This window comes from Pseudomonas sp. PAMC 29040 (assembly GCF_003994535.1).
GTDB classification, from domain to species: domain Bacteria; phylum Pseudomonadota; class Gammaproteobacteria; order Pseudomonadales; family Pseudomonadaceae; genus Aquipseudomonas; species Aquipseudomonas paraversuta.
In genome coordinates this window covers 25,002-41,574 of record NZ_RZAA01000017.1, presented here as the reverse complement: position 1 = coordinate 41,574, position 16,573 = coordinate 25,002, and the positions used below count along the sequence as shown (strand labels likewise).

Annotated in this window: 24 protein-coding genes; all 24 read left to right on the top strand. The window is 55.6% G+C overall.

Annotated features, from left to right (window positions below; genetic code table 11):
• Positions 1-35: 35 nt before the first annotated feature.
• Positions 36-674, top strand: coding sequence for a hypothetical protein (locus WG29040_RS23360; RefSeq protein ID WP_127196999.1), 639 nt, complete (start codon positions 36-38; stop codon positions 672-674).
• A gap of 406 nt (positions 675-1,080) precedes the next feature.
• Entirely contained in the window at positions 1,081-2,106 is a 1,026-nt protein-coding gene (locus WG29040_RS23355) for a hypothetical protein (protein ID WP_127196998.1), read from the top strand.
• A 45-nt stretch (positions 2,107-2,151) separates the two neighbouring features.
• Positions 2,152-2,553 carry a Ref family recombination enhancement nuclease gene (locus WG29040_RS23350; RefSeq protein ID WP_127196997.1) on the top strand — a complete coding sequence of 134 codons (402 nt, stop codon included), beginning with the start codon at positions 2,152-2,154 and terminating at the stop codon, positions 2,551-2,553.
• Positions 2,554-2,649: 96 nt separating this feature from the next.
• Entirely contained in the window at positions 2,650-3,090 is a 441-nt protein-coding gene (gene dut, locus WG29040_RS23345) for a dUTP diphosphatase (RefSeq protein ID WP_127196996.1), read from the top strand.
• Positions 3,091-3,256: 166 nt separating this feature from the next.
• Complete coding sequence (locus tag WG29040_RS23340) at positions 3,257-3,613, top strand: hypothetical protein (protein ID WP_127196995.1); 357 nt, start codon at positions 3,257-3,259, stop codon at positions 3,611-3,613.
• Position 3,614: 1 nt separating this feature from the next.
• Positions 3,615-4,286: a hypothetical protein gene (locus tag WG29040_RS23335; protein ID WP_127196994.1), complete on the top strand. Its 672-nt coding sequence runs from the start codon at positions 3,615-3,617 to the stop codon at positions 4,284-4,286.
• Between the two features lie 243 nt (positions 4,287-4,529).
• The gene (locus WG29040_RS23325; RefSeq protein WP_127196992.1) at positions 4,530-4,907 is read left to right on the top strand and encodes a hypothetical protein; all 378 of its coding nucleotides are present in this window, start codon (positions 4,530-4,532) and stop codon (positions 4,905-4,907) included.
• On the top strand, positions 4,904-5,647 hold the full coding sequence (locus WG29040_RS23320) for a hypothetical protein (RefSeq protein WP_127196991.1): 744 nt from the start codon (positions 4,904-4,906) through the stop codon (positions 5,645-5,647). The genes WG29040_RS23325 and WG29040_RS23320 overlap by 4 nt, the downstream gene beginning before the upstream one ends.
• 136 nt (positions 5,648-5,783) lie before the next feature.
• Positions 5,784-6,236 carry an ASCH domain-containing protein gene (locus WG29040_RS23315; protein ID WP_127196990.1) on the top strand — a complete coding sequence of 151 codons (453 nt, stop codon included), beginning with the start codon at positions 5,784-5,786 and terminating at the stop codon, positions 6,234-6,236.
• Positions 6,233-6,859, top strand: a complete 627-nt coding sequence (locus WG29040_RS23310; RefSeq protein WP_127196989.1) for a hypothetical protein — start codon at positions 6,233-6,235, stop codon at positions 6,857-6,859. Before WG29040_RS23315 ends, WG29040_RS23310 begins: the two co-directional genes overlap by 4 nt.
• A 584-nt stretch (positions 6,860-7,443) precedes the next feature.
• Complete coding sequence (locus WG29040_RS23305; protein ID WP_127196988.1) at positions 7,444-8,310, top strand: hypothetical protein; 867 nt, start codon at positions 7,444-7,446, stop codon at positions 8,308-8,310.
• A 63-nt stretch (positions 8,311-8,373) separates the two neighbouring features.
• Positions 8,374-9,381: a nucleoid-associated protein YejK gene (yejK, locus tag WG29040_RS23300; protein ID WP_127196987.1), complete on the top strand. Its 1,008-nt coding sequence runs from the start codon at positions 8,374-8,376 to the stop codon at positions 9,379-9,381.
• On the top strand, positions 9,381-9,593 hold the full coding sequence (locus tag WG29040_RS23295; RefSeq protein ID WP_127196986.1) for a hypothetical protein: 213 nt from the start codon (positions 9,381-9,383) through the stop codon (positions 9,591-9,593). Before yejK ends, WG29040_RS23295 begins: the two co-directional genes overlap by 1 nt.
• Positions 9,590-10,084 (top strand): hypothetical protein, encoded by a 495-nt coding sequence (locus WG29040_RS23290; protein ID WP_127196985.1) that lies wholly within the window; start codon positions 9,590-9,592, stop codon positions 10,082-10,084. The genes WG29040_RS23295 and WG29040_RS23290 overlap by 4 nt, the downstream gene beginning before the upstream one ends.
• A complete protein-coding gene (locus WG29040_RS23285; protein WP_127196984.1) occupies positions 10,077-10,892 on the top strand; it encodes a hypothetical protein in 816 nt (271 codons plus the stop codon). Before WG29040_RS23290 ends, WG29040_RS23285 begins: the two co-directional genes overlap by 8 nt.
• Complete coding sequence (locus tag WG29040_RS23280; RefSeq protein WP_127196983.1) at positions 10,889-11,524, top strand: hypothetical protein; 636 nt, start codon at positions 10,889-10,891, stop codon at positions 11,522-11,524. Before WG29040_RS23285 ends, WG29040_RS23280 begins: the two co-directional genes overlap by 4 nt.
• Before the next feature lie 132 nt (positions 11,525-11,656).
• The gene (locus tag WG29040_RS23275; RefSeq protein ID WP_127196982.1) at positions 11,657-12,298 is read left to right on the top strand and encodes a hypothetical protein; all 642 of its coding nucleotides are present in this window, start codon (positions 11,657-11,659) and stop codon (positions 12,296-12,298) included.
• Between the two features lie 147 nt (positions 12,299-12,445).
• Positions 12,446-12,712, top strand: coding sequence for a hypothetical protein (locus tag WG29040_RS23270; RefSeq protein ID WP_127196981.1), 267 nt, complete (start codon positions 12,446-12,448; stop codon positions 12,710-12,712).
• 113 nt (positions 12,713-12,825) lie between these two features.
• Positions 12,826-13,068 carry a hypothetical protein gene (locus WG29040_RS23265; protein ID WP_127196980.1) on the top strand — a complete coding sequence of 81 codons (243 nt, stop codon included), beginning with the start codon at positions 12,826-12,828 and terminating at the stop codon, positions 13,066-13,068.
• A gap of 150 nt (positions 13,069-13,218) precedes the next feature.
• The gene (locus WG29040_RS23260) at positions 13,219-13,956 is read left to right on the top strand and encodes a hypothetical protein (RefSeq protein WP_127196979.1); all 738 of its coding nucleotides are present in this window, start codon (positions 13,219-13,221) and stop codon (positions 13,954-13,956) included.
• A gap of 223 nt (positions 13,957-14,179) precedes the next feature.
• The gene (locus WG29040_RS23255; RefSeq protein WP_127196978.1) at positions 14,180-15,274 is read left to right on the top strand and encodes a hypothetical protein; all 1,095 of its coding nucleotides are present in this window, start codon (positions 14,180-14,182) and stop codon (positions 15,272-15,274) included.
• Positions 15,275-15,285: 11 nt separating this feature from the next.
• Positions 15,286-15,522 (top strand): hypothetical protein, encoded by a 237-nt coding sequence (locus WG29040_RS23250; protein WP_127196977.1) that lies wholly within the window; start codon positions 15,286-15,288, stop codon positions 15,520-15,522.
• On the top strand, positions 15,519-15,965 hold the full coding sequence (locus tag WG29040_RS23245; protein ID WP_127196976.1) for a phage protein NinX family protein: 447 nt from the start codon (positions 15,519-15,521) through the stop codon (positions 15,963-15,965). Before WG29040_RS23250 ends, WG29040_RS23245 begins: the two co-directional genes overlap by 4 nt.
• Before the next feature lie 74 nt (positions 15,966-16,039).
• Positions 16,040-16,570, top strand: a complete 531-nt coding sequence (locus WG29040_RS24620; protein ID WP_256681568.1) for a hypothetical protein — start codon at positions 16,040-16,042, stop codon at positions 16,568-16,570.
• Positions 16,571-16,573: the final 3 nt, after the last annotated feature.

The window sequence follows — 16,573 nt, the reverse complement described above, 5'->3', positions numbered from 1 at the left end:
TATTGATATCAACCTAAAATGGGGCTGTAGCTACGATGAATCTGGAAGTGTTTGAGGGGGCAGTGACTGCCGAAGAGGCGGTGCAGGCCAGTTACCTGGAGCGCCAGCGCCGACTTTACATGTACGTCGACCTGAGAACCGATGGCGTGCGCCTGGACCTTTTCCGGCACCTGCCGGAAAAGGAGCTGCATATCCTATCGAATCAGATCAGCGTGGCTTGCAATGGCCGGAATGGCGTCACTGAAAAGCTGGCCCGCCGTCTGGAGTACGAGATTGGCATTCCTTTTGGCTTCTTTGATCAGCCGTTACCGGCCCGTGAGTTGCGAGCATCGTTAGCACGCGGGGTGCGCCTGGTACGCAAGCTGGCGAAATACGACCTTGATCAGCAGTGGATGAAGCGCAGTAAAAACAAAATCACGCAGGTTATGGGGGCTGCCGGAGGCTACCGAGGGGTATCTAAAACCCTCTACCTGGAAGTGATCGCAGCGCTTAAGCCAAAGAAAGAAGATGGACTAAGTGCATTAGCCAGAATCGGGGCCGAGGCGCTTAGCAGTGCCAATAAGGGCAAGCCCGATGCACGAGAAAAAGCCATGGAGAAATTGGCAGAAACCACCAAGGGAATACCGCTATACGCGCAGGTGTTGGCCGACCTTGAGGGGAAAAAGATAGGGTAGTCAAGGATGTATAGGGAGCATCAAGAATTTGGCGCTCTTGTTGAGCTATGGTATACAGCACTCCGCATTTAGGGGATTCGCCCGAAACGCCGAATTGGAGACGAAAAAAAAGAACCGTACACCGACCAAGGCAATAGGTTCTTTTTGACGTAGCAAATGACACAACAACCTTACCAATCCAAAAGCATTCCTTGCTTACCCCGCGCTATCGGAAGATGGCGACAAGGGGATCTACTTTGTTGACGCCCCGAGTATATCACAGGCTCGGGATATGCAAACTTTTCCGCGTCTTTCACAAACACCCTAACGGAGCTTCACTGAGCCGGTCTTTTGACTGTGATCCTCAGTGCCCGTTTGTGTCCGCATTTCGCCTTGCCATCAGCATCCAATTATCAGGGGGTGCTCGATGAGCATCATTCGCGCCGCACGAAAAACTCAATTCTACGTTTTGCCTACAGCCACCATCGAAGATGACCGACTTTCGTGGGAGGCGCGTGGCCTGCTGGTCTACCTGCTGCAAAAGCCGGACAACTGGAATGCGAACGTAAAGCGCCTCATTGATCGAACGCAGAATTGCTTTGGTAAGGCTGCTGGCCGCGACAAGGTGTATTCAATCCTCAAAGAGCTGCGCATGGCCGGCTATGTGTATAGCTCGTTTAAACGGATAGGTGGAGCGTTCAAGGGTGTCGACTATGAAGTGTCTGAGGTCCCTGATTTAGAGGCAGGAAGTGCATATATTGCAAGTCTGGAACCTGGGCCAGATCAACCGTTTACGGATTCGCCGGACACGGTGAGAACACCCCCGCCGCTTACGGATTCGCCGGGCACGGTGCCGCCGAACCCGGCAAACCCGGGAGCTTTAACTAGTACTGAAAGTTCAACTAGTACTGAAAAAGCATTAAAACCTATCACTGACCCCGAAGACGAAAAGCAGGGTCAGGATTTGCCCCTCGATATCGATCCTACTCTGCCCCCTGATTACCCAAACGAGTACCCAAGCAACCCAGGCAGCAAGATATTTGCAGCTTGGCGGGCGTACGCCGTGGCCTTTCGAGAGCGGTACAAGATTTGGCCGGTCTACAACGCCACCGTGGGCGGAATCATGGGCAGGGCAGTCGCACGCATCCAAGACGCTGCGCCAGACGCTGCTACCCACTACGTCAAAAACGAAACAGGTACCGCTCTGATCGACAAGCTCCACCCCGTCACAGTCTTTTTGAAGAATTGCGAGGCGTATGCCGGCAAGGCCGTTCTGGCCGAGCAAAGCAAAAAGCGGGCGGACAGGGCAGTAGCAGCCCTTAGGGCGGCGGAGAGCGCCAGCGTATCAGTGCCCACAGCAGCGCCAATCACTCAAAACATGCCGTCGTCAGCAGCCAAGGGCAATGAAGCTCTGAGCGTCCTCAAAGGGCGCCGGGGCAACACGAGCAATTGATTCATCCGTAACACCAAACACTCAATCGCCAGAGAGAAAACAACCATGCGTCATTCAGGTAAAAACCCCAACAAGGCCCAAAACCAGTGGTTTAACGACGTAGCTGACATCGTGGGATGTGTGTGCTGCATGTTAGACGGGAACCATCGGGACTTTACCGAGCAGGCCCACGTTTCGATTCACCACTGCGACGGCCGCACCAAGCCCCACGCCCATTTCTACGTGCTGCCGCTGTGTGCTGGCCACCACCAGCAAGGGTATGGCCCACGGCCTGACATGCTGGCAGTACACGGCAATAAAGCCCAGTTTATCAAGGCGTACGCCCGGGAAATCGAGCTGGTAGAGATTTGTGTGCAGCTGGTGGAAACCTCGGGCCGCGCGGTACCGGCTGGCGTGTATGCCCTGCTGGCCAAGTGGGGCGAAAGCAAACAATACAACGCTGCCTGATGAGTACCAAGGTTTGCCGATGCGGATGCACCAACCTGATCAAATTTGAATCGCTAAACCGAAAGCGCTGTAGCGAGTGAACAAGGGCAATCAGCAATGAATATCAAACGTATCGGCTCCCACACGCTGCCGCTGCCAGTACGCGCCAAGGCCCGCGACTTCGGCTATGACCTGCGAGCTGCTGTTGCTGTAACACTGGAGCCTGGTAAGCGTGTAACGATCCCGACAGGCTTTGCCTATGAGTTCCTGAATGATCAAGGCGCACAAATCTGGCCCCGTAGCGGTCTGGCTGAACAGTACGGCATCGATACGCTGGCCGGGCTAGTCGATGGCGGCTATCAAGGAGAGGCAAAGGTGATCCTGATCAACCACGGAGACGAAACTGTATCGTTTTTGGCGGGGGATAGAATCGCACAATTGGTGATTATCACCCGGGTTTCTCCATCGTTTTACAGTGCTGAAATGGTCGAAGTGGAAGCCTTTACCACTGACTCAGATCGTGGTGTAGCTGGTTTAGGCCATACAGGCATGGCTTAACACGGAATGCTATCTACCTGATATTCAGGGTAGGCAGTGCAGCTATGTACGGGGATAAAAAACCATCCCCGTACTCAATACATAAGTTTTATTCAATAAATAGCTTAGATAATTCAGGGCATAGTGATAATATTGCGTCTTCACCAAAACGCCAGAGAAAAACCCAATGCCCATCCTTCCTCTCATGTTCAGCCGGATGTCGGCGGACCTATTAGCGCACCGTATGCGCTTCCTGGCCTGTCCTGAAATTTTGGCCGACCTGTACGACATCAACCCGCCCGCAGACTTCGACCTGGAGCGTTGGGCAGATACTGCCCGCGCCCTGACTGAGGATCTGCATTCAGGGAAAGCTATTACCCCAAGCCCGGCCACCATAGCGCTGCTGGTCGAATCACTTGAGGGGAATAGCGTCATTGGTAAGGCGCCCATAAGCGCTCGGGCTGGCCTTGTTCAAGTAGCCGCAATGATCGCCAAGCGCTTGGAGCCCTACGCGGGGCGCTCAATCCATCCAGAGGTTCACTGATATGAATCTTCAACCCCTTGCCTCATCTGTGGGGAAGCCAGACTGGGCTGGAGCCATGATTGGAAACCCACGTATCGAGTTCGATGCGCGCTTGTGCACTGGTATCGACCAAATGCGGCTAATCGCCAAGCACCTACCGACATGCACGGTTGCTGAGCTGCTGGTGAGTGGTACCGGGAGTGTAGATTTAGATGCTGCCCGAATAGAGCTTTGCGAAAAGCTGGTGGCTACCATGCTGGAAACCGGCATGGTTGATCACGGCTGTAGCCAGTTCGCCCGGCTATTGCGCTGTGAGTACGCCAACCGGCTGATTCAGGTCATTTCAAGTTATGGCCGGTGCTTCTTCTACAGCCGCCAGCTCGACAGTGTGGCCAGTCTGAGCTTTGACCGCCGCGTGTACCTCCATGATGAGAGTGGCGCAACGATTGAAGCCAAGGCGGCAAGCAAATGGCGGGGCTTTAGCCATGGCGGCACATTGCGCGATCTTGTGCTGAAAATGCGGGACTACGTGATGCGCGGTCAGCGTATTGATCCGGCCTATCTCGGGATCGATCGCCTGCAGGGCGAGGGGAACATTTGGGGCTATGCGCCTGAGCAAATGCGCCGGTGCCGAGAAGCTGCTCAGCAGCTACCGATTATCAACGTAGCAACGTCGCTGGAGAGTGCAGCATGAGTATTCACCTTGGACCTAAGCAGTTTGGCCACCTCGCCATGAAATCCATGTGTGATGAGTGTGGGAACGCTCGTAGCAAAGGCAGCCACGAACGATGCAGCCGGCGGCGCCAGGTCCGTACCGCTGAGCTGTCGTCTTCTTTCAGCCCTCCGTCGATGAGCGAGCTTGCAGCCGCTGCCGCGCACAGGTCGCAAAGCGCCGAAACTCAAAAGCGCTATAACGCCTTAGTGTCTAGTGCTGGCAATGAGTAATCGCACCGAGGAACAGCACGACATGTTTGCTATGCAAGCAGAGGCACCGATGTCGGTAGTTATGGCGCCGGTATCCAGCGATGAAAGCCGAGCGCTCAACGCGGTATATGGCGAGTACCTGGAGCACAGCATCCGCTACTACAAGCTCGATGCACCAGTGGTGTCGGATAGCTATTTCGACAAGCTGTGCAAGACCCTGTTAGCAGGCTGGGCGCTGGTCACACACCGCTACAAGGACATGTGTGATGAATCTGCACTGCTGGCAGGGACAGGCTTTCAGGTGCCGTTCCACAAGCTGGACCCAATCGTCTGGCTTTGCCGCCAGCACGGTGAAACACCTCTTAAGGACATCTACGGGATCGAGCCATGAACAACGACAGAAAAGCATTCAATGATGCTGATGTACTGGCAGACCACAACCGGCTGGTTCGTGAGCTGGACGTATTGCTGAATGGTGAGGCTGGCGCCGCACAACAGGCCAGCCTCTGCGATATCGTGGCTCAGATTCGACGTGAGCGCGCCAAAGAGGTCGATGGTCAAAACGTGCCGGTCCATCTGGTTCGTTCCCCTGGCTCTATTTGCTGGGAAGACATTAGCGGCGAGTCTCTTGAGTTTTGCAGGGCACAGCCGGCGGAATACGAAATTCGCACGCTATACCCCAGCCGGGTCTTGCAGCATCAAGGCGCAGCGGTACAACTCCGGTTCCCTACCATGCTTCGAAAAATGTGGTCTGGCGGGGAGGTTCAGAAGTGGATCGAAGAGCAAGGCCCGCTCTACCACGAGGCTCCTAAATCTCAGGGTGCCGACGCAGCATTGCGAAAGGTCTACGACTTGATTGGCTTGCACTACAGCCATGACGTGTCCGTGCTGCTGGCCAACTTTCAGAACATGAAGCGTTTTTCTGAGTACTTGCACGCCATCGAGCGCGAATTTTTCATGGTCCCGGGCGAGCCCAGCGATGAGCCCGAGGATGCAGGTAGCGATCCGGACGATGAATGTTTGATGAGCTGCTGGGGTAGCACGCAAGAGCAGTATGTCGAGCAGTTCCGAAACGCTCTGGCCTATCTGGCTTCAAAGGCTGGGCCTGCTGGTGCTGGTGCGCCGGAATGACTTCTCATCAAGTTTGGTTTGCCCCCCAGTACGGCGTTGCTGGCAGTTGGCGTACCTGCACCGTAGATCGACATGGCGTGTGGCGCGGCCCAAGCGGCTCCTACATGCCTGCACCCAGCGCTGATCGGGTGAAGCCATGAAAGCCCTCAGCATTAAGCAGCCATGGGCATGGCTGATCATCCACGGCGGCAAGGACATCGAAAACCGCAGTTGGCATACGAAGCTGCGCGGGCGCTTCCTGGTGCATGCCTCCAAAGGGATGACAAAGGATGAATACGCATTTGCCTATCGCTATGCACGGTCTATTGGCGTTATGGATGTCCCGCGCTTCGAGGATCTGGAGCGCATGGGGGTCATTGGGTCGGTAGAGCTGGTAGATAGCGTGAACAGTCACGACTCACCCTGGTACATGGGGCAAAAGGGCTTTGTTCTGCGCGACCCGAAGCCGATGGCTTTCATTCCTTACCGTGGCCGGCTCCAATTCTTTGAAGTGCCGAATGACCTACTGCAGCAAGGGGCTGCGCATGCCGGCGAACAACTAGCCGCGACTGGCCAGGCACCAATGGGAACGCAGGGGAGATTTCTGTGAGTGAGTTTGTATTGCAAGACAGCCGGAGCAATACCGGTGACCGCCTGATGTTCTGGGCAAAGGATGGCGCCGGTTACACGACGAACCTGGACGCGGCACAGCGTTACACAAGAGAGAAGGCGACCAGTCAGAACGAAAGCCGGGAGTCTGACCTACCTTGGCCGCTTGAATACCTGATGGATCGTCACACACTGGCCGTGGATTGCCAGAACGTGAATCAGGATGAAGTGGTAGCAAGGCTGGATGGTGCTGAGCAGGTGTATCTGTACGTTGAGGGCGCGTGGAACGGAAACGATCTGGTGTGGTTGACCCTTGACGGTATGCACAGTTCCAACCTGGCCGATGCGCAGGTGTACGACGGGTGTGTGGCAGGACCTGGAGGTGGTGGCGCACCGAATGGCCTGATAGCCATTCCCAAGACAATGGCTGACGGGCTGTCACGCAAGGTGGTGGCCACCAGCAATGTAAAGCATAAGGAATCGTTGCGCGGCACTGGGATTATGCTGGCCAAGCCCACGAAGTATCGGGCCCAGCGCGACCGCTGCGACCACTGTGGCGTTTTTATTTCGGAAGATCAGCGCTTCCAGGACTGTCCTAAGTGTGGCGGTAGCAACGCGCCATAACTGTCCAAACCGGTGAACGAATCTTTAACGGCAGAGCGCCAAAACGCTTTGCCGTTTTCGTTTGAGGGTTGGTGCAGCGAAGGCTAAGACAGCGCGGGGATAACTGCAAAGCGTTATAGCGTCAAAACGCTAATGACACATTAGCGCTTTTATGTAATTATGCTTCTACTCCGCCAGAGAAAAGGATTCACCCCATGAACGACTATGCAATGCAGGCCCAAGGCCGGGAGCGCGCCAATGGCTAGCTACCTGCTGATTACTCGCGAACTACTGGAGGGTCTGTACAACGACATTAAGGCCCTAGTTCCAGAAATGCCGTGTTTGAAGTCAGAGCAAGGCGCCCGCCGCAATCTGATTCGCATGATTCTTAAGGGGGCGGAGTCGGTGCACGTTCGCCCCCTCCCTGCGACATCCGAAGACATAGAAAGGCAAGCGGCCGAGACGACAGAGCGTCTACGGCAAGCCGAGCGACTGTTGAAGCGTTGCCAGCCGTTGATCGTGGAAGGTGGCCGGTATGTTGAACAGGGGTCTGTGACGGATTCCGTGGAGCGATTCCTCAAGACGGCATACCGAGAGGGTGAATCATGAGCCAGCCAAACGGCCCAGTTCGTCACGACATCATGTTCAGCATGTCCGATGCAAGCCAAGAGCGCGTAAACCTGTTGTTGAGCCAATGCGGCCACAAAAACCTGAACCTGTTGTTGGCTCGCGGGCTGGCGCTGGTGCAATGGGTTGAGGATCAGCAGGATCTTGGCCGCACCATTGGCTCAGTTGTTTACAGCGACGATGGGGCTGACGTGTGTGAGCTTGAAGAACGTCCTGAATTGTTGAAGCCCCAACCCCGTCCGCAGTCGCTGCCTATTCCAGCGAAGACAGTCCCGCCGATACAAGAGCTGGCGCTGGCGGTCGATCCTATCCAGCTCCCAAAGCCGAAGCCGGTGACCATCGCCACCTCCGCGATTGACCCGGCAAAACTGGTACCGCGTCCCAAAAAGCCGGCCCCGATAAAACAGCCGAAGTATCGGGCACCAAGTGGCCGAGAGCAGCAGCTCCGCGCCCACATCCCTAACGACAACGGTCCGGTCAAATCGCACACCTGGGTTCGCTGGAAATGCCAAATGGAAGGCCGTCTGCCTCCAATCCTGATCGGTGAAGACCGAGCGCTTCCGGGAGAGTTGAGCCTTGATCACCTACCGGACCTTGAACGCATGCTGGAGACAGCACGCCACGTATCTCATTTTCGTCTGACGGAAGACGGGCTGGTTTCCTTCTACGGGTTCCAGCCCGGTAACGGAAAGCGCGGCGGCTGGTGCTACTTGGAAGAGTGTTCCTTGCGTCTCTACAAAGATGAAATGTGCGACAGCGGGTTGTTCGCAATCTTCCCGGTGGTGATGGCAGTCGAGTACCTGCGCCGTCAGGCCGGGGCCCAACCCAAAACTGCCCTCGCCTAATCCCAAATTACTAAAAATGATGCGGTTGGCCAGCCTATGGCCTGCCGCGCAATGGAGATTTACATGCCAGTTCGCCACATGACCATGCACCAGATCGACAAGAAGCCAGATGGTACCCCTGCGATCCTGCATATCCGCGATACCGAGTTGCCAGAGTCGTCGGCTACTGAAAACCTGTTGTGGGACCTTAACGAGAGCTACAACGCGAAGGCTGGCAAGTCGTGGGGTTTTTTCCATGCTGAGTCTGGCGCATTTCCATTCAGTGGGTGGCTGGACAAGTACCTGGCCGGCGCCGACGACTTCGCCGCATTCAGCCGTGAAGCGGTGGAGCACCTTACAAAGCTGATGGAAGAGTCCAATCTGTCCGTGGGTGGCCATGTGCTGTTTGCGCACTATCAGCAGGGCCTGACGGATTACTTGGCCATCGCCCTGTTGCACCAACGTGATAGCGTCACCGTCACCGAAAGCCTGGACGTAACCCCGTCGCGTCACCTGGACCTGAGTAAGTTGCACCTGGCTGCACGAATCAACCTGTCCGAGTGGAAGAGCAACAAGCAGTCCAAGCAGTACATTTCATTTATCAAGGGCAAGAACGGGCGCAAGGCTACGGATTACTTCCGTGACTTCATCGGGTGCCAGGAGGGTGTCGACGGCCCGGGCGAAACCCGCACGCTACTCAAGGCGTTCAGCGACTTTGTGGAAAGCGAGGATCTGCCAGAAGAGTCAGCCCGTTTGCGCACCAAAACCCTGATCGATTACGCCACCAGCCAAAACAAAATTGGCGAGCCTATGGGCCTTGAAGAGCTTTCAGGCCTGATCGATGAGGAAAGCCCGCGAGCGTTCTTAGATCACATTCGCAACAAGGACTACGGCCTGTCGGCTGAGATTCCAGCGGACAAACGCACTATCAACCAGTTCCGCCGCTTCACTGGGCGCATTGACGGCCTGTCGATCAGCTTTGAGGCCCACATGCTTGGGTCTAAGGTCGAGTATGACGAAGAGGGCGGTACGTTGACCTTGCGGGGCCTTCCTACCCAGCTCGTTAACCAGCTCAAGCGAGCCAAGGACTAATGGTCGCCTCCACGAACCGCGCTTTCCCATGGGAGTCGAACGGCATCACCTTCGCATCCCGTGGCGAGCTTGAGCGCATCGTGGAGCGTTTTGCGGACGCCGGCAGTAAGAAGTATCTGTCGGCCGCGCAAACTCTCCTACGCGAAGCCATGGCCCACAACAAGCTCAGCGCTGACCAGTGCGCCGATATCAAAACGAGGTTGCACCTATGAGCGCCGTAAAACGTTTTTCAATCGCCCAACTGCGGTTTGCCGGCGGAAAAGAGCACGACGTGAATTATGTGTCGGTGGTGCATTACGACGCTGCGGTGGCCCGCGAGGCTCAATTGAGAGTTGACCGCGATGATGACGCGAACACCTTCAACCTTGAATTGGAAAAGCTGCAACGGAGTGAGGCTGCGCTACGGCTTGAGCTTGGCCGAACTATAGAATCTAAAGAGCACCGTATGGCTGAAAACGCGGCGCTGCGGGAATCGCTGTCTGATAAGCGAGAAGAATTCAACAAGCTAGGTGATCGTTATGACGCCCTACAGCAGCGCCAGACCAGCGTAGACCAGCGGGTAAATGAGCTGGAGGGTTTGTTGCGTGAATGTCAGCCCGCACTAGAGAAGGCTGGTTATTCAACTTGGCAAATAGACGATGCGCTCAAACTGCCCGCCCCGCTGGCTTTGCCCGTGCAGGCAGAGGGCGCAGTCGATGAGTGAGCAGAAAGAGACAAACACTTTGCCCCAGTGCTACCTGGTCACTCTTGAGGTTGATTACGAACAGCCTGATATCATTAAGGGCTTCGGTGGCCAGGCTGAGGCTGAGGCTTTCCGGAGCAACTTGGAGGATTATCAGCGGGCTAGACCTGCGTGGCCGGACGATGGCGCACCACCTGATGAGTGGACACGCGTTGAGGAAGCCAGAGAGGCCTGGCTCTATGCGCATCCTGCTGGCCCTGGTGCCAGTGGTGCGGATAGATTCGGGATCATTGCTGCGCCATTCGTACCACCCATAAGCGAGCAGGCTGAAATGCAGAGCATGGAGACGGCGCCACGGGATGGCACTCGTATTCTGATCAAGAACAAGGCCAGTCTTTTCGAATGCAAGCTGCGAGAATATCAAGTAGTCGGTAGCCAGTGGCTGGAGTGCTGGTTTGTGGATGGCAAGTTTCAGCGCTGGTGTGGTGATGAGAAAACCCGCTCTACCGGCGCCGTTGATCCGATGGGGTGGGCGCCGCTCCCTGATACCCAAGCGCCCGCGCCAATCTCGCGCCGGGCTTTGGAGTCTGCGAAGCTCACGTTAGCCAGTACGCGCTACCTGCTCACGAAGCACTGCCCTAATCACCACTGGATGCCGTCGATAGAAAGGGACATAAAATCGATCAATGAGGCGCTTGCTGCGATGCCTGGGCCTGAAATGGTGGATCTGCCAGCGTTCGACGGGTACCAGGCTCATATCGTCAGAGAGTTGCAGGCGGTTTTTGTCCAGGAATGCGAGAAGGCAGGTATCAAGGTGAGGAAATTATGAGAATCGTTGATCGTAAGACGTTCCTGGCCATGCCTGAGGGTACGATATTCGCCAAGTACGACCCGAGCGTCATCAGGGAGCCCATGGTGAAAGCTGAGTCCATCGGGTCTGAGGGCGAGCTGTTCGACTTTCGCTATACGAGCCTTACCGATGAGGTGGATTGCAGTGGATCGTTTGAGCGTGACGGCATCATGGATTTGGCTGAGATTGAGGGCACTCCTTTCGCCCTACACTTCAATACGCAGTGCCGTGACGGTCTGTTTGATGCTGATCAGCTTTTCGCTGTGTGGGATCGTGACGACGTGGAGGGGCTTATTTCACGGCTACAGTCAGCACTGGCGCAAGGTTACGCCGTCACCCCGGCGGTTGCCCCACGGGAATCTCAAGCCACCCCCACCAATCCTGTAACAGTCGATATTGGCAAAGAGACGTTAATCCTCGAAACAAAGGATAAAAAAGGTGTCGAGTTATATATTTCGGAGTGGGGTGGTGTCTTCATGCTCGATAGCGCATCCGATCGCACGGGGTTTAAGTGCTACTACGAGTTGCCACGGGCATACAAAACTGAGCGCGGTGCCCGGCATGCTGCGGCATTGCTGACATGCGAGAAGCTGGCGTGGAAACAGCCATGAATGATTAGGCGTTAAGGAGTCAATGACTCAACTGGCGCTGACCGACATAGGGCCACCAGATAGAGGCCGTTGAATCTCTTTCATAGTATCGTGCGGAGTCGTACGGAAACTAAAACCGAAAGAGAACGCCTTTTGAACTCTAAGAAGCTGATCCCCTTGGCGCTTACCGCTGCCCTTAGCATGCTGGGCGGTATTCAAAGCGCATCCGCTGGCGTGAGTCTTTTTAAGGACTACGCCTACGGGACCCCCATCGAAAAATACACCCAGTCGGCCGGCTACTACGATTGTTCCAATAGCGAATATAAGGGCCGGTGCACCGACAATTTCAACTTTGTTGGTGAAAAATTCACGGCGGCTTTGTTCTTCCGGGAAGACAAGCTGGTAATGGTGGCGCTGATTGCCCCTTACAAACAGAGCCTGTACCCAAAAGTTTCTGACGCGCTGGCCAAGAACTTCAACATCATTTCAATGGAGAACGAGAAGTCGTTTATTGACATGGTGACGCTGAGAAACACGGCGAAAGACCAGGACGACTACGTTAAGCAGTTCGTGGCGTTTGAGAGCGCTGCGCTTGCTGCTGGCGACCTGACCTATACCTACCTTGAGGTACCGGACATTGTTGGGTATGCGGATGTTGACGCACTCATGGGGGCGTCTCAGGAAGACGTTCGGCGTGCGGCGGTGCGGGTTTTCCGCGATGAAGACTCAGCCAGCGTGGTTGTTCGGTTTGAATTGCCGAATGTGAGCGTACCCCATACCGTCGAATCTTTCTGATAAGGACAAATCCGGCATGATCGCGCCGGGCGCTGGTGCCCAGGTATGACGTGCTCAGAGCCGTTAATCAGTAAGTAGTGGCAGAGGGTAGGCAAGATCATACGGAATCTGAATACTGTGCTTTTGTACAGTTATTTGGTGACCGTTATGTCTTGGTTTGCTTCTGACGAAGAGGTTCAAATTCCTGCGGATATTCTGGCTCGACTTGAGAGTCGCGTAGGCGTGGGATGCTTCGATGAGCCTGAGCGTTCCAGTGTTGAACGCATGGTCGACATCTATCAGAAAATACGCTGGCGTAACATCCAGCTTGAGACGGAGCTAATCGCGGCTCAAACCAATATGGGTTACATGCGTGAGCAGATCGAGGACCTGGTTAGCAGGCTTCGAAAGACTGGCAATGAGCCCCGCAGGTAAATGGCGCCAAGAAGCTAAAGAGTTAAAGCGCCTTAACGCTACAACAGTCAGTTACCTTGCAGGTGGCCCCGCCAGCAGCCTTAATGTAGCTCATACCACTGTAGGGAACCGCCATGCCTGCCTATACCCGCAATGAAAAACTGCTGTACCTGAATCAAGCCCGCCGCAAGGTTCTGGCCATCGCCAAAGCAAACCGGCCATACATTGACCGCGCCGAGGAACACGCTAGAGCCTACGCAGAGGCGTTATATGACGTAGACGCAATCACTGAAACCGAGCGCGTGACTCTGCAGGACGATGCGCGCAAGACAGCTGAGGATCGCGTGCGTTACTTCAATGCAGCAACGCAGGTGTAGTGAGTAATGCGCAACAAATAGCCCCGGGCTGTATCAGGTGCCGGGGTTTTTTTGGCCTTAAATAATATAAATACATAAAATTGATGTATGGAATTTAGAAGCATCTGTATAGTGCTCCGGAGCCAGAAATAGCCAGTCAGGTACCAGGGCATGCCGGATACAGAAAACGTCGTAGAGATAGGCGAGCTAAGGCTTGCGCGAGTTAAGAACGACTACAAGCGCAAGATTGAAGGGTGCATGCACAAGCGTCTGGAAATGGACGATGTGGGCGGAATAGTCACTTGCAGGGACTGTAAACAGAATGTATCCCCGTACTGGGCTTTGACAGCTTTGCGTGAACATTGGAAAGACCATGCCAGCAAGGTGAATCGCACCCTGGAGCTGGCGCAGGCCGAGCGCGGAACCGTCCTGCACCTGGTGGCAGCAAAAAAAGTCGAAAAGGCATGGCGCCACAAGACAATGGTTCCGACATGTCCGCACTGTGCCCGGGGCATCTGTCCAGAGGATGGGCTTGGCGGGGCCATGGTTGAGCGAAGATTTGAAGCAGGCCTGAGGGAGCGGGAGAAAGACACATCCCTTGCCCAAGGGTTAAAGCCATTACCGAAGCTGGCGCCTCGCAAGATCGCTAAAGCCCCTCCTGCCGCGCCTAAGCCACGATCAAAGGTTAAGCCTCGCCCAGTATGGGCAAATGCTCCGGCATGGGCTGACTGGCTCACAGGGGACGTTAAGGGTCGCTGGACATGGCACCAGATAGAGCCGTTCGCAATCCCGGTCACACATGAATACCAAAGCGGTGCCATGTCCGCATTCGCCGGCACCACGCTGGCGCCAGTAGATAGTGCCGGAATCAAAGAGAAGCGGCCCCGGACCGAGACTGCCCCGAAATGATTACCCGCAACCATACAAATCACCGAGTAGGTGCCTGTCACCAGCACGCCAAGCTGACCACCAAGCAGGTACAGGCTATGCGTGCTGACTACAGCGCCGGCCGTGGTGGCTATGTCGCCCTGTCCCGGCTGTATGGGTGCGGGATATCGACAGTCCGGGACATTGTTCAATACAGAACCCGCTGGACTGCATAACTTTTAACTTCACCACCTGGACACCGACCATGAATGACGAACAACGCACCAAGCTGGAAACCAATGTTGCCGAATGGCTGAAAGACCACGTTTACACCGAATTGACCAATGCAAACGGCGTAGAGCTTTGGCGCTGCCAGAAGCCTGGAAGCCACAATCTTGCGTTCGATATCTGTGTGACTCGCTACGGTACTGCTGTGTTTGGCGATATCGGGCACCTGACGTTCGATATCGACGCAAGCTATGGCATTCATTACCTCGCCAATACCGGGCTTCACAATCTGCACGGGAAGCTGGCGGCGTCCTGCAAAGAAGAGTGGATAGACCTGGACGCTATCCTGGATACCTTGCGGGATTGCATTTACGAGGTTCTGGATGATGAAGAGGTTGTCTATCCAGAGGGGCTGTCTGTTCAGTCGCTTATTGGTTGGCTGGAAGCGAAGGACGAGGAGGAATTAGGTCCGGACTTGCCGTTTAGTCAGTGGGTCGAGTTATTGGCGAGTGTAGGGGGTTTCGATGACCGCAGCGGCCGCGACATCGTGCCGGCCTTTGACCTGCTGGCTGAAAGCGAAGAACTGCTGCGCACCAGTGACCTGTGGGAATCGACAATCTCCAAGCCATCCGATCATGTCTGGCGCAAGCTCGTCTACGTGCAACACGCCGCTGGCGCCATCATGGCTCAGAAGGCAGCAAAGGAGGCTGCTCAGGCTCCTGAGTATTGCTACGCCATGGGCCCTAAAGATGATCTTTGGAGTGACGACGGGCTGGCTGCATTCGTGAGCGACCGCGAATTGCCTATGGGGACCGTGATCCAGCGTGCTGTGGTATCCCGTCGTAGCGCCAGCAGCTTCCTGCCTGATGCCAGCGAAGTGATTGAGCACATGGGGAACGCAGCCGACGACGACAATAGCGAGTTTGCTGACGGCTTCCCGAACGAAACGAAAGAGCAAGAGGTTGAGCTTGAACGCCTGTTGAAGCCGCTTAAGTCTTGGGCTGACCGCACTTTTGACGTGAATTTCTACACCGTAGCCGGCGACAGCACTGAGTCCTACGTCGTGACGACTGAGGACGTGGCTGCTGGTGAGGCTTACCGCAAAACCCTGGAAGTAGGGGTGGTGCAATGAGAAGAGACTCAATGAAAGACATCAGTTCTGACATGATCAGGGACTTTATGAAGAAGCCGATAACTGCCGTTAGCACAACCTTGCCCAGCAAGACAGTCGTAGTAGAGACACGCCAGTTGGTGGTTATGCTGCCGACGCCGCCCATGAGTGGGTACACCGAGAGCGGCAACCATCCGGCAATCGATTTGTACAGCTACGATAGCGTTAAATCCGCCATTGAAGCCGCTGGCGGGACGGTGAAGCCATGAATCTCGGGCCAGTACTGGTGGACGTTGCCACCAAGGACTTGAAGGGCGCTGCGCTGGACTGGGCTGTGGGCGTTGTTGAAGGTGGTGCGCCCATCGAAGGCGGTCGCTTGGAGTGGGTAGTGGGGGGTTATCCAGCCGCTGTTACCCCCGGCATGAGCAATAACCCGTACAACCTGGAGCGCCGTGGCTTTGGCTATTGCCCGTCTACGGAGTGGCACGAAGGCGGGCCGCTGATCGACAAGTACAAGCTTAGGATTGATCCGCCGATTCACGGGCATGACGACCAATGGACGGGAGTGTTCTTTACCGATCCAGATGGCGACGATGAATTCGATTCTTACGAGATTTCAGGAGCTACGCCCCTCATAGCACTCTGCCGTGCCCTCGTCGAAGCGAAGCTTGGCGATATCGTCAAAGTCCCGGCCTGCTTGGTCATGCCATAAAGCAAACCTCTAACGGATCGATTCATGCAAAGGGCGCCCATGCTGGCGCCCTTTTTGGTTGGGAAAATGCAGGCATGACGAAACGATGGATCAGCGAAGAACATTTGAAAAGCCTCCCGGCCCGCATGACGGTCCGGGCTCTGAGCGGTGCGCCGCTTACCAAACCTGCGCCGGCGCCCAAGAAACCCGCGACGAGGGCGCCAAGCAAGTCTGTTGCGGCGCTGGCGCCGGTTGTGGCCACGGAGCCGGCGAAGACATCAACGCAGCGTATGCAGGCGCTTGGGCGCCTTCCGGCTGGCGTGATGAACAAGACCGAAGAGGCTTATGCGGCGTACCTGGAGCAGCAGAAACACGCCGGCCAAGTGCTTTGGTACAAGTTCGAAGGGATCAAGCTCAGGCTGGCCGACAAGACGTTTTACACGGTCGATTTCTTTGTAATGCCTGCCAGTCGGGAGCTGGAAGCCCACGAGGTGAAAGGATTCTGGACCGATGACGCCCGGGTAAAAATCAAGGTGGCGGCGGGCATGTACCCAGTGTTCAAGTTCGTTGCTATCAAGAAGGCGTCTAAATCGGATGGTGGCGGCTGGAGCCTTGAGGAATTTTGAGCG

Bases quoted from the DNA above. Each gene is read 5' to 3' on its own strand.
- WG29040_RS23360 (WP_127196999.1), top strand. From the start codon at position 36: ATGAATCTGGAAGTGTTTGAGGGGGCAGTGACTGCCGAAGAGGCGGTG.
- WG29040_RS23355 (WP_127196998.1), top strand. From the start codon at position 1,081: ATGAGCATCATTCGCGCCGCACGAAAAACTCAATTCTACGTTTTGCCT.
- WG29040_RS23350 (WP_127196997.1), top strand. From the start codon at position 2,152: ATGCGTCATTCAGGTAAAAACCCCAACAAGGCCCAAAACCAGTGGTTT.
- dut (WP_127196996.1), top strand. From the start codon at position 2,650: ATGAATATCAAACGTATCGGCTCCCACACGCTGCCGCTGCCAGTACGC.
- WG29040_RS23340 (WP_127196995.1), top strand. From the start codon at position 3,257: ATGCCCATCCTTCCTCTCATGTTCAGCCGGATGTCGGCGGACCTATTA.
- WG29040_RS23335 (WP_127196994.1), top strand. From the start codon at position 3,615: ATGAATCTTCAACCCCTTGCCTCATCTGTGGGGAAGCCAGACTGGGCT.
- WG29040_RS23325 (WP_127196992.1), top strand. From the start codon at position 4,530: ATGAGTAATCGCACCGAGGAACAGCACGACATGTTTGCTATGCAAGCA.
- WG29040_RS23320 (WP_127196991.1), top strand. From the start codon at position 4,904: ATGAACAACGACAGAAAAGCATTCAATGATGCTGATGTACTGGCAGAC.
- WG29040_RS23315 (WP_127196990.1), top strand. From the start codon at position 5,784: ATGAAAGCCCTCAGCATTAAGCAGCCATGGGCATGGCTGATCATCCAC.
- WG29040_RS23305 (WP_127196988.1), top strand. From the start codon at position 7,444: ATGAGCCAGCCAAACGGCCCAGTTCGTCACGACATCATGTTCAGCATG.
- yejK (WP_127196987.1), top strand. From the start codon at position 8,374: ATGCCAGTTCGCCACATGACCATGCACCAGATCGACAAGAAGCCAGAT.
- WG29040_RS23295 (WP_127196986.1), top strand. From the start codon at position 9,381: ATGGTCGCCTCCACGAACCGCGCTTTCCCATGGGAGTCGAACGGCATC.
- WG29040_RS23290 (WP_127196985.1), top strand. From the start codon at position 9,590: ATGAGCGCCGTAAAACGTTTTTCAATCGCCCAACTGCGGTTTGCCGGC.
- WG29040_RS23285 (WP_127196984.1), top strand. From the start codon at position 10,077: ATGAGTGAGCAGAAAGAGACAAACACTTTGCCCCAGTGCTACCTGGTC.
- WG29040_RS23280 (WP_127196983.1), top strand. From the start codon at position 10,889: ATGAGAATCGTTGATCGTAAGACGTTCCTGGCCATGCCTGAGGGTACG.
- WG29040_RS23270 (WP_127196981.1), top strand. From the start codon at position 12,446: ATGTCTTGGTTTGCTTCTGACGAAGAGGTTCAAATTCCTGCGGATATT.
- WG29040_RS23265 (WP_127196980.1), top strand. From the start codon at position 12,826: ATGCCTGCCTATACCCGCAATGAAAAACTGCTGTACCTGAATCAAGCC.
- WG29040_RS23260 (WP_127196979.1), top strand. From the start codon at position 13,219: ATGCCGGATACAGAAAACGTCGTAGAGATAGGCGAGCTAAGGCTTGCG.
- WG29040_RS23255 (WP_127196978.1), top strand. From the start codon at position 14,180: ATGAATGACGAACAACGCACCAAGCTGGAAACCAATGTTGCCGAATGG.
- WG29040_RS23250 (WP_127196977.1), top strand. From the start codon at position 15,286: ATGAAAGACATCAGTTCTGACATGATCAGGGACTTTATGAAGAAGCCG.
- WG29040_RS23245 (WP_127196976.1), top strand. From the start codon at position 15,519: ATGAATCTCGGGCCAGTACTGGTGGACGTTGCCACCAAGGACTTGAAG.
- WG29040_RS24620 (WP_256681568.1), top strand. From the start codon at position 16,040: ATGACGAAACGATGGATCAGCGAAGAACATTTGAAAAGCCTCCCGGCC.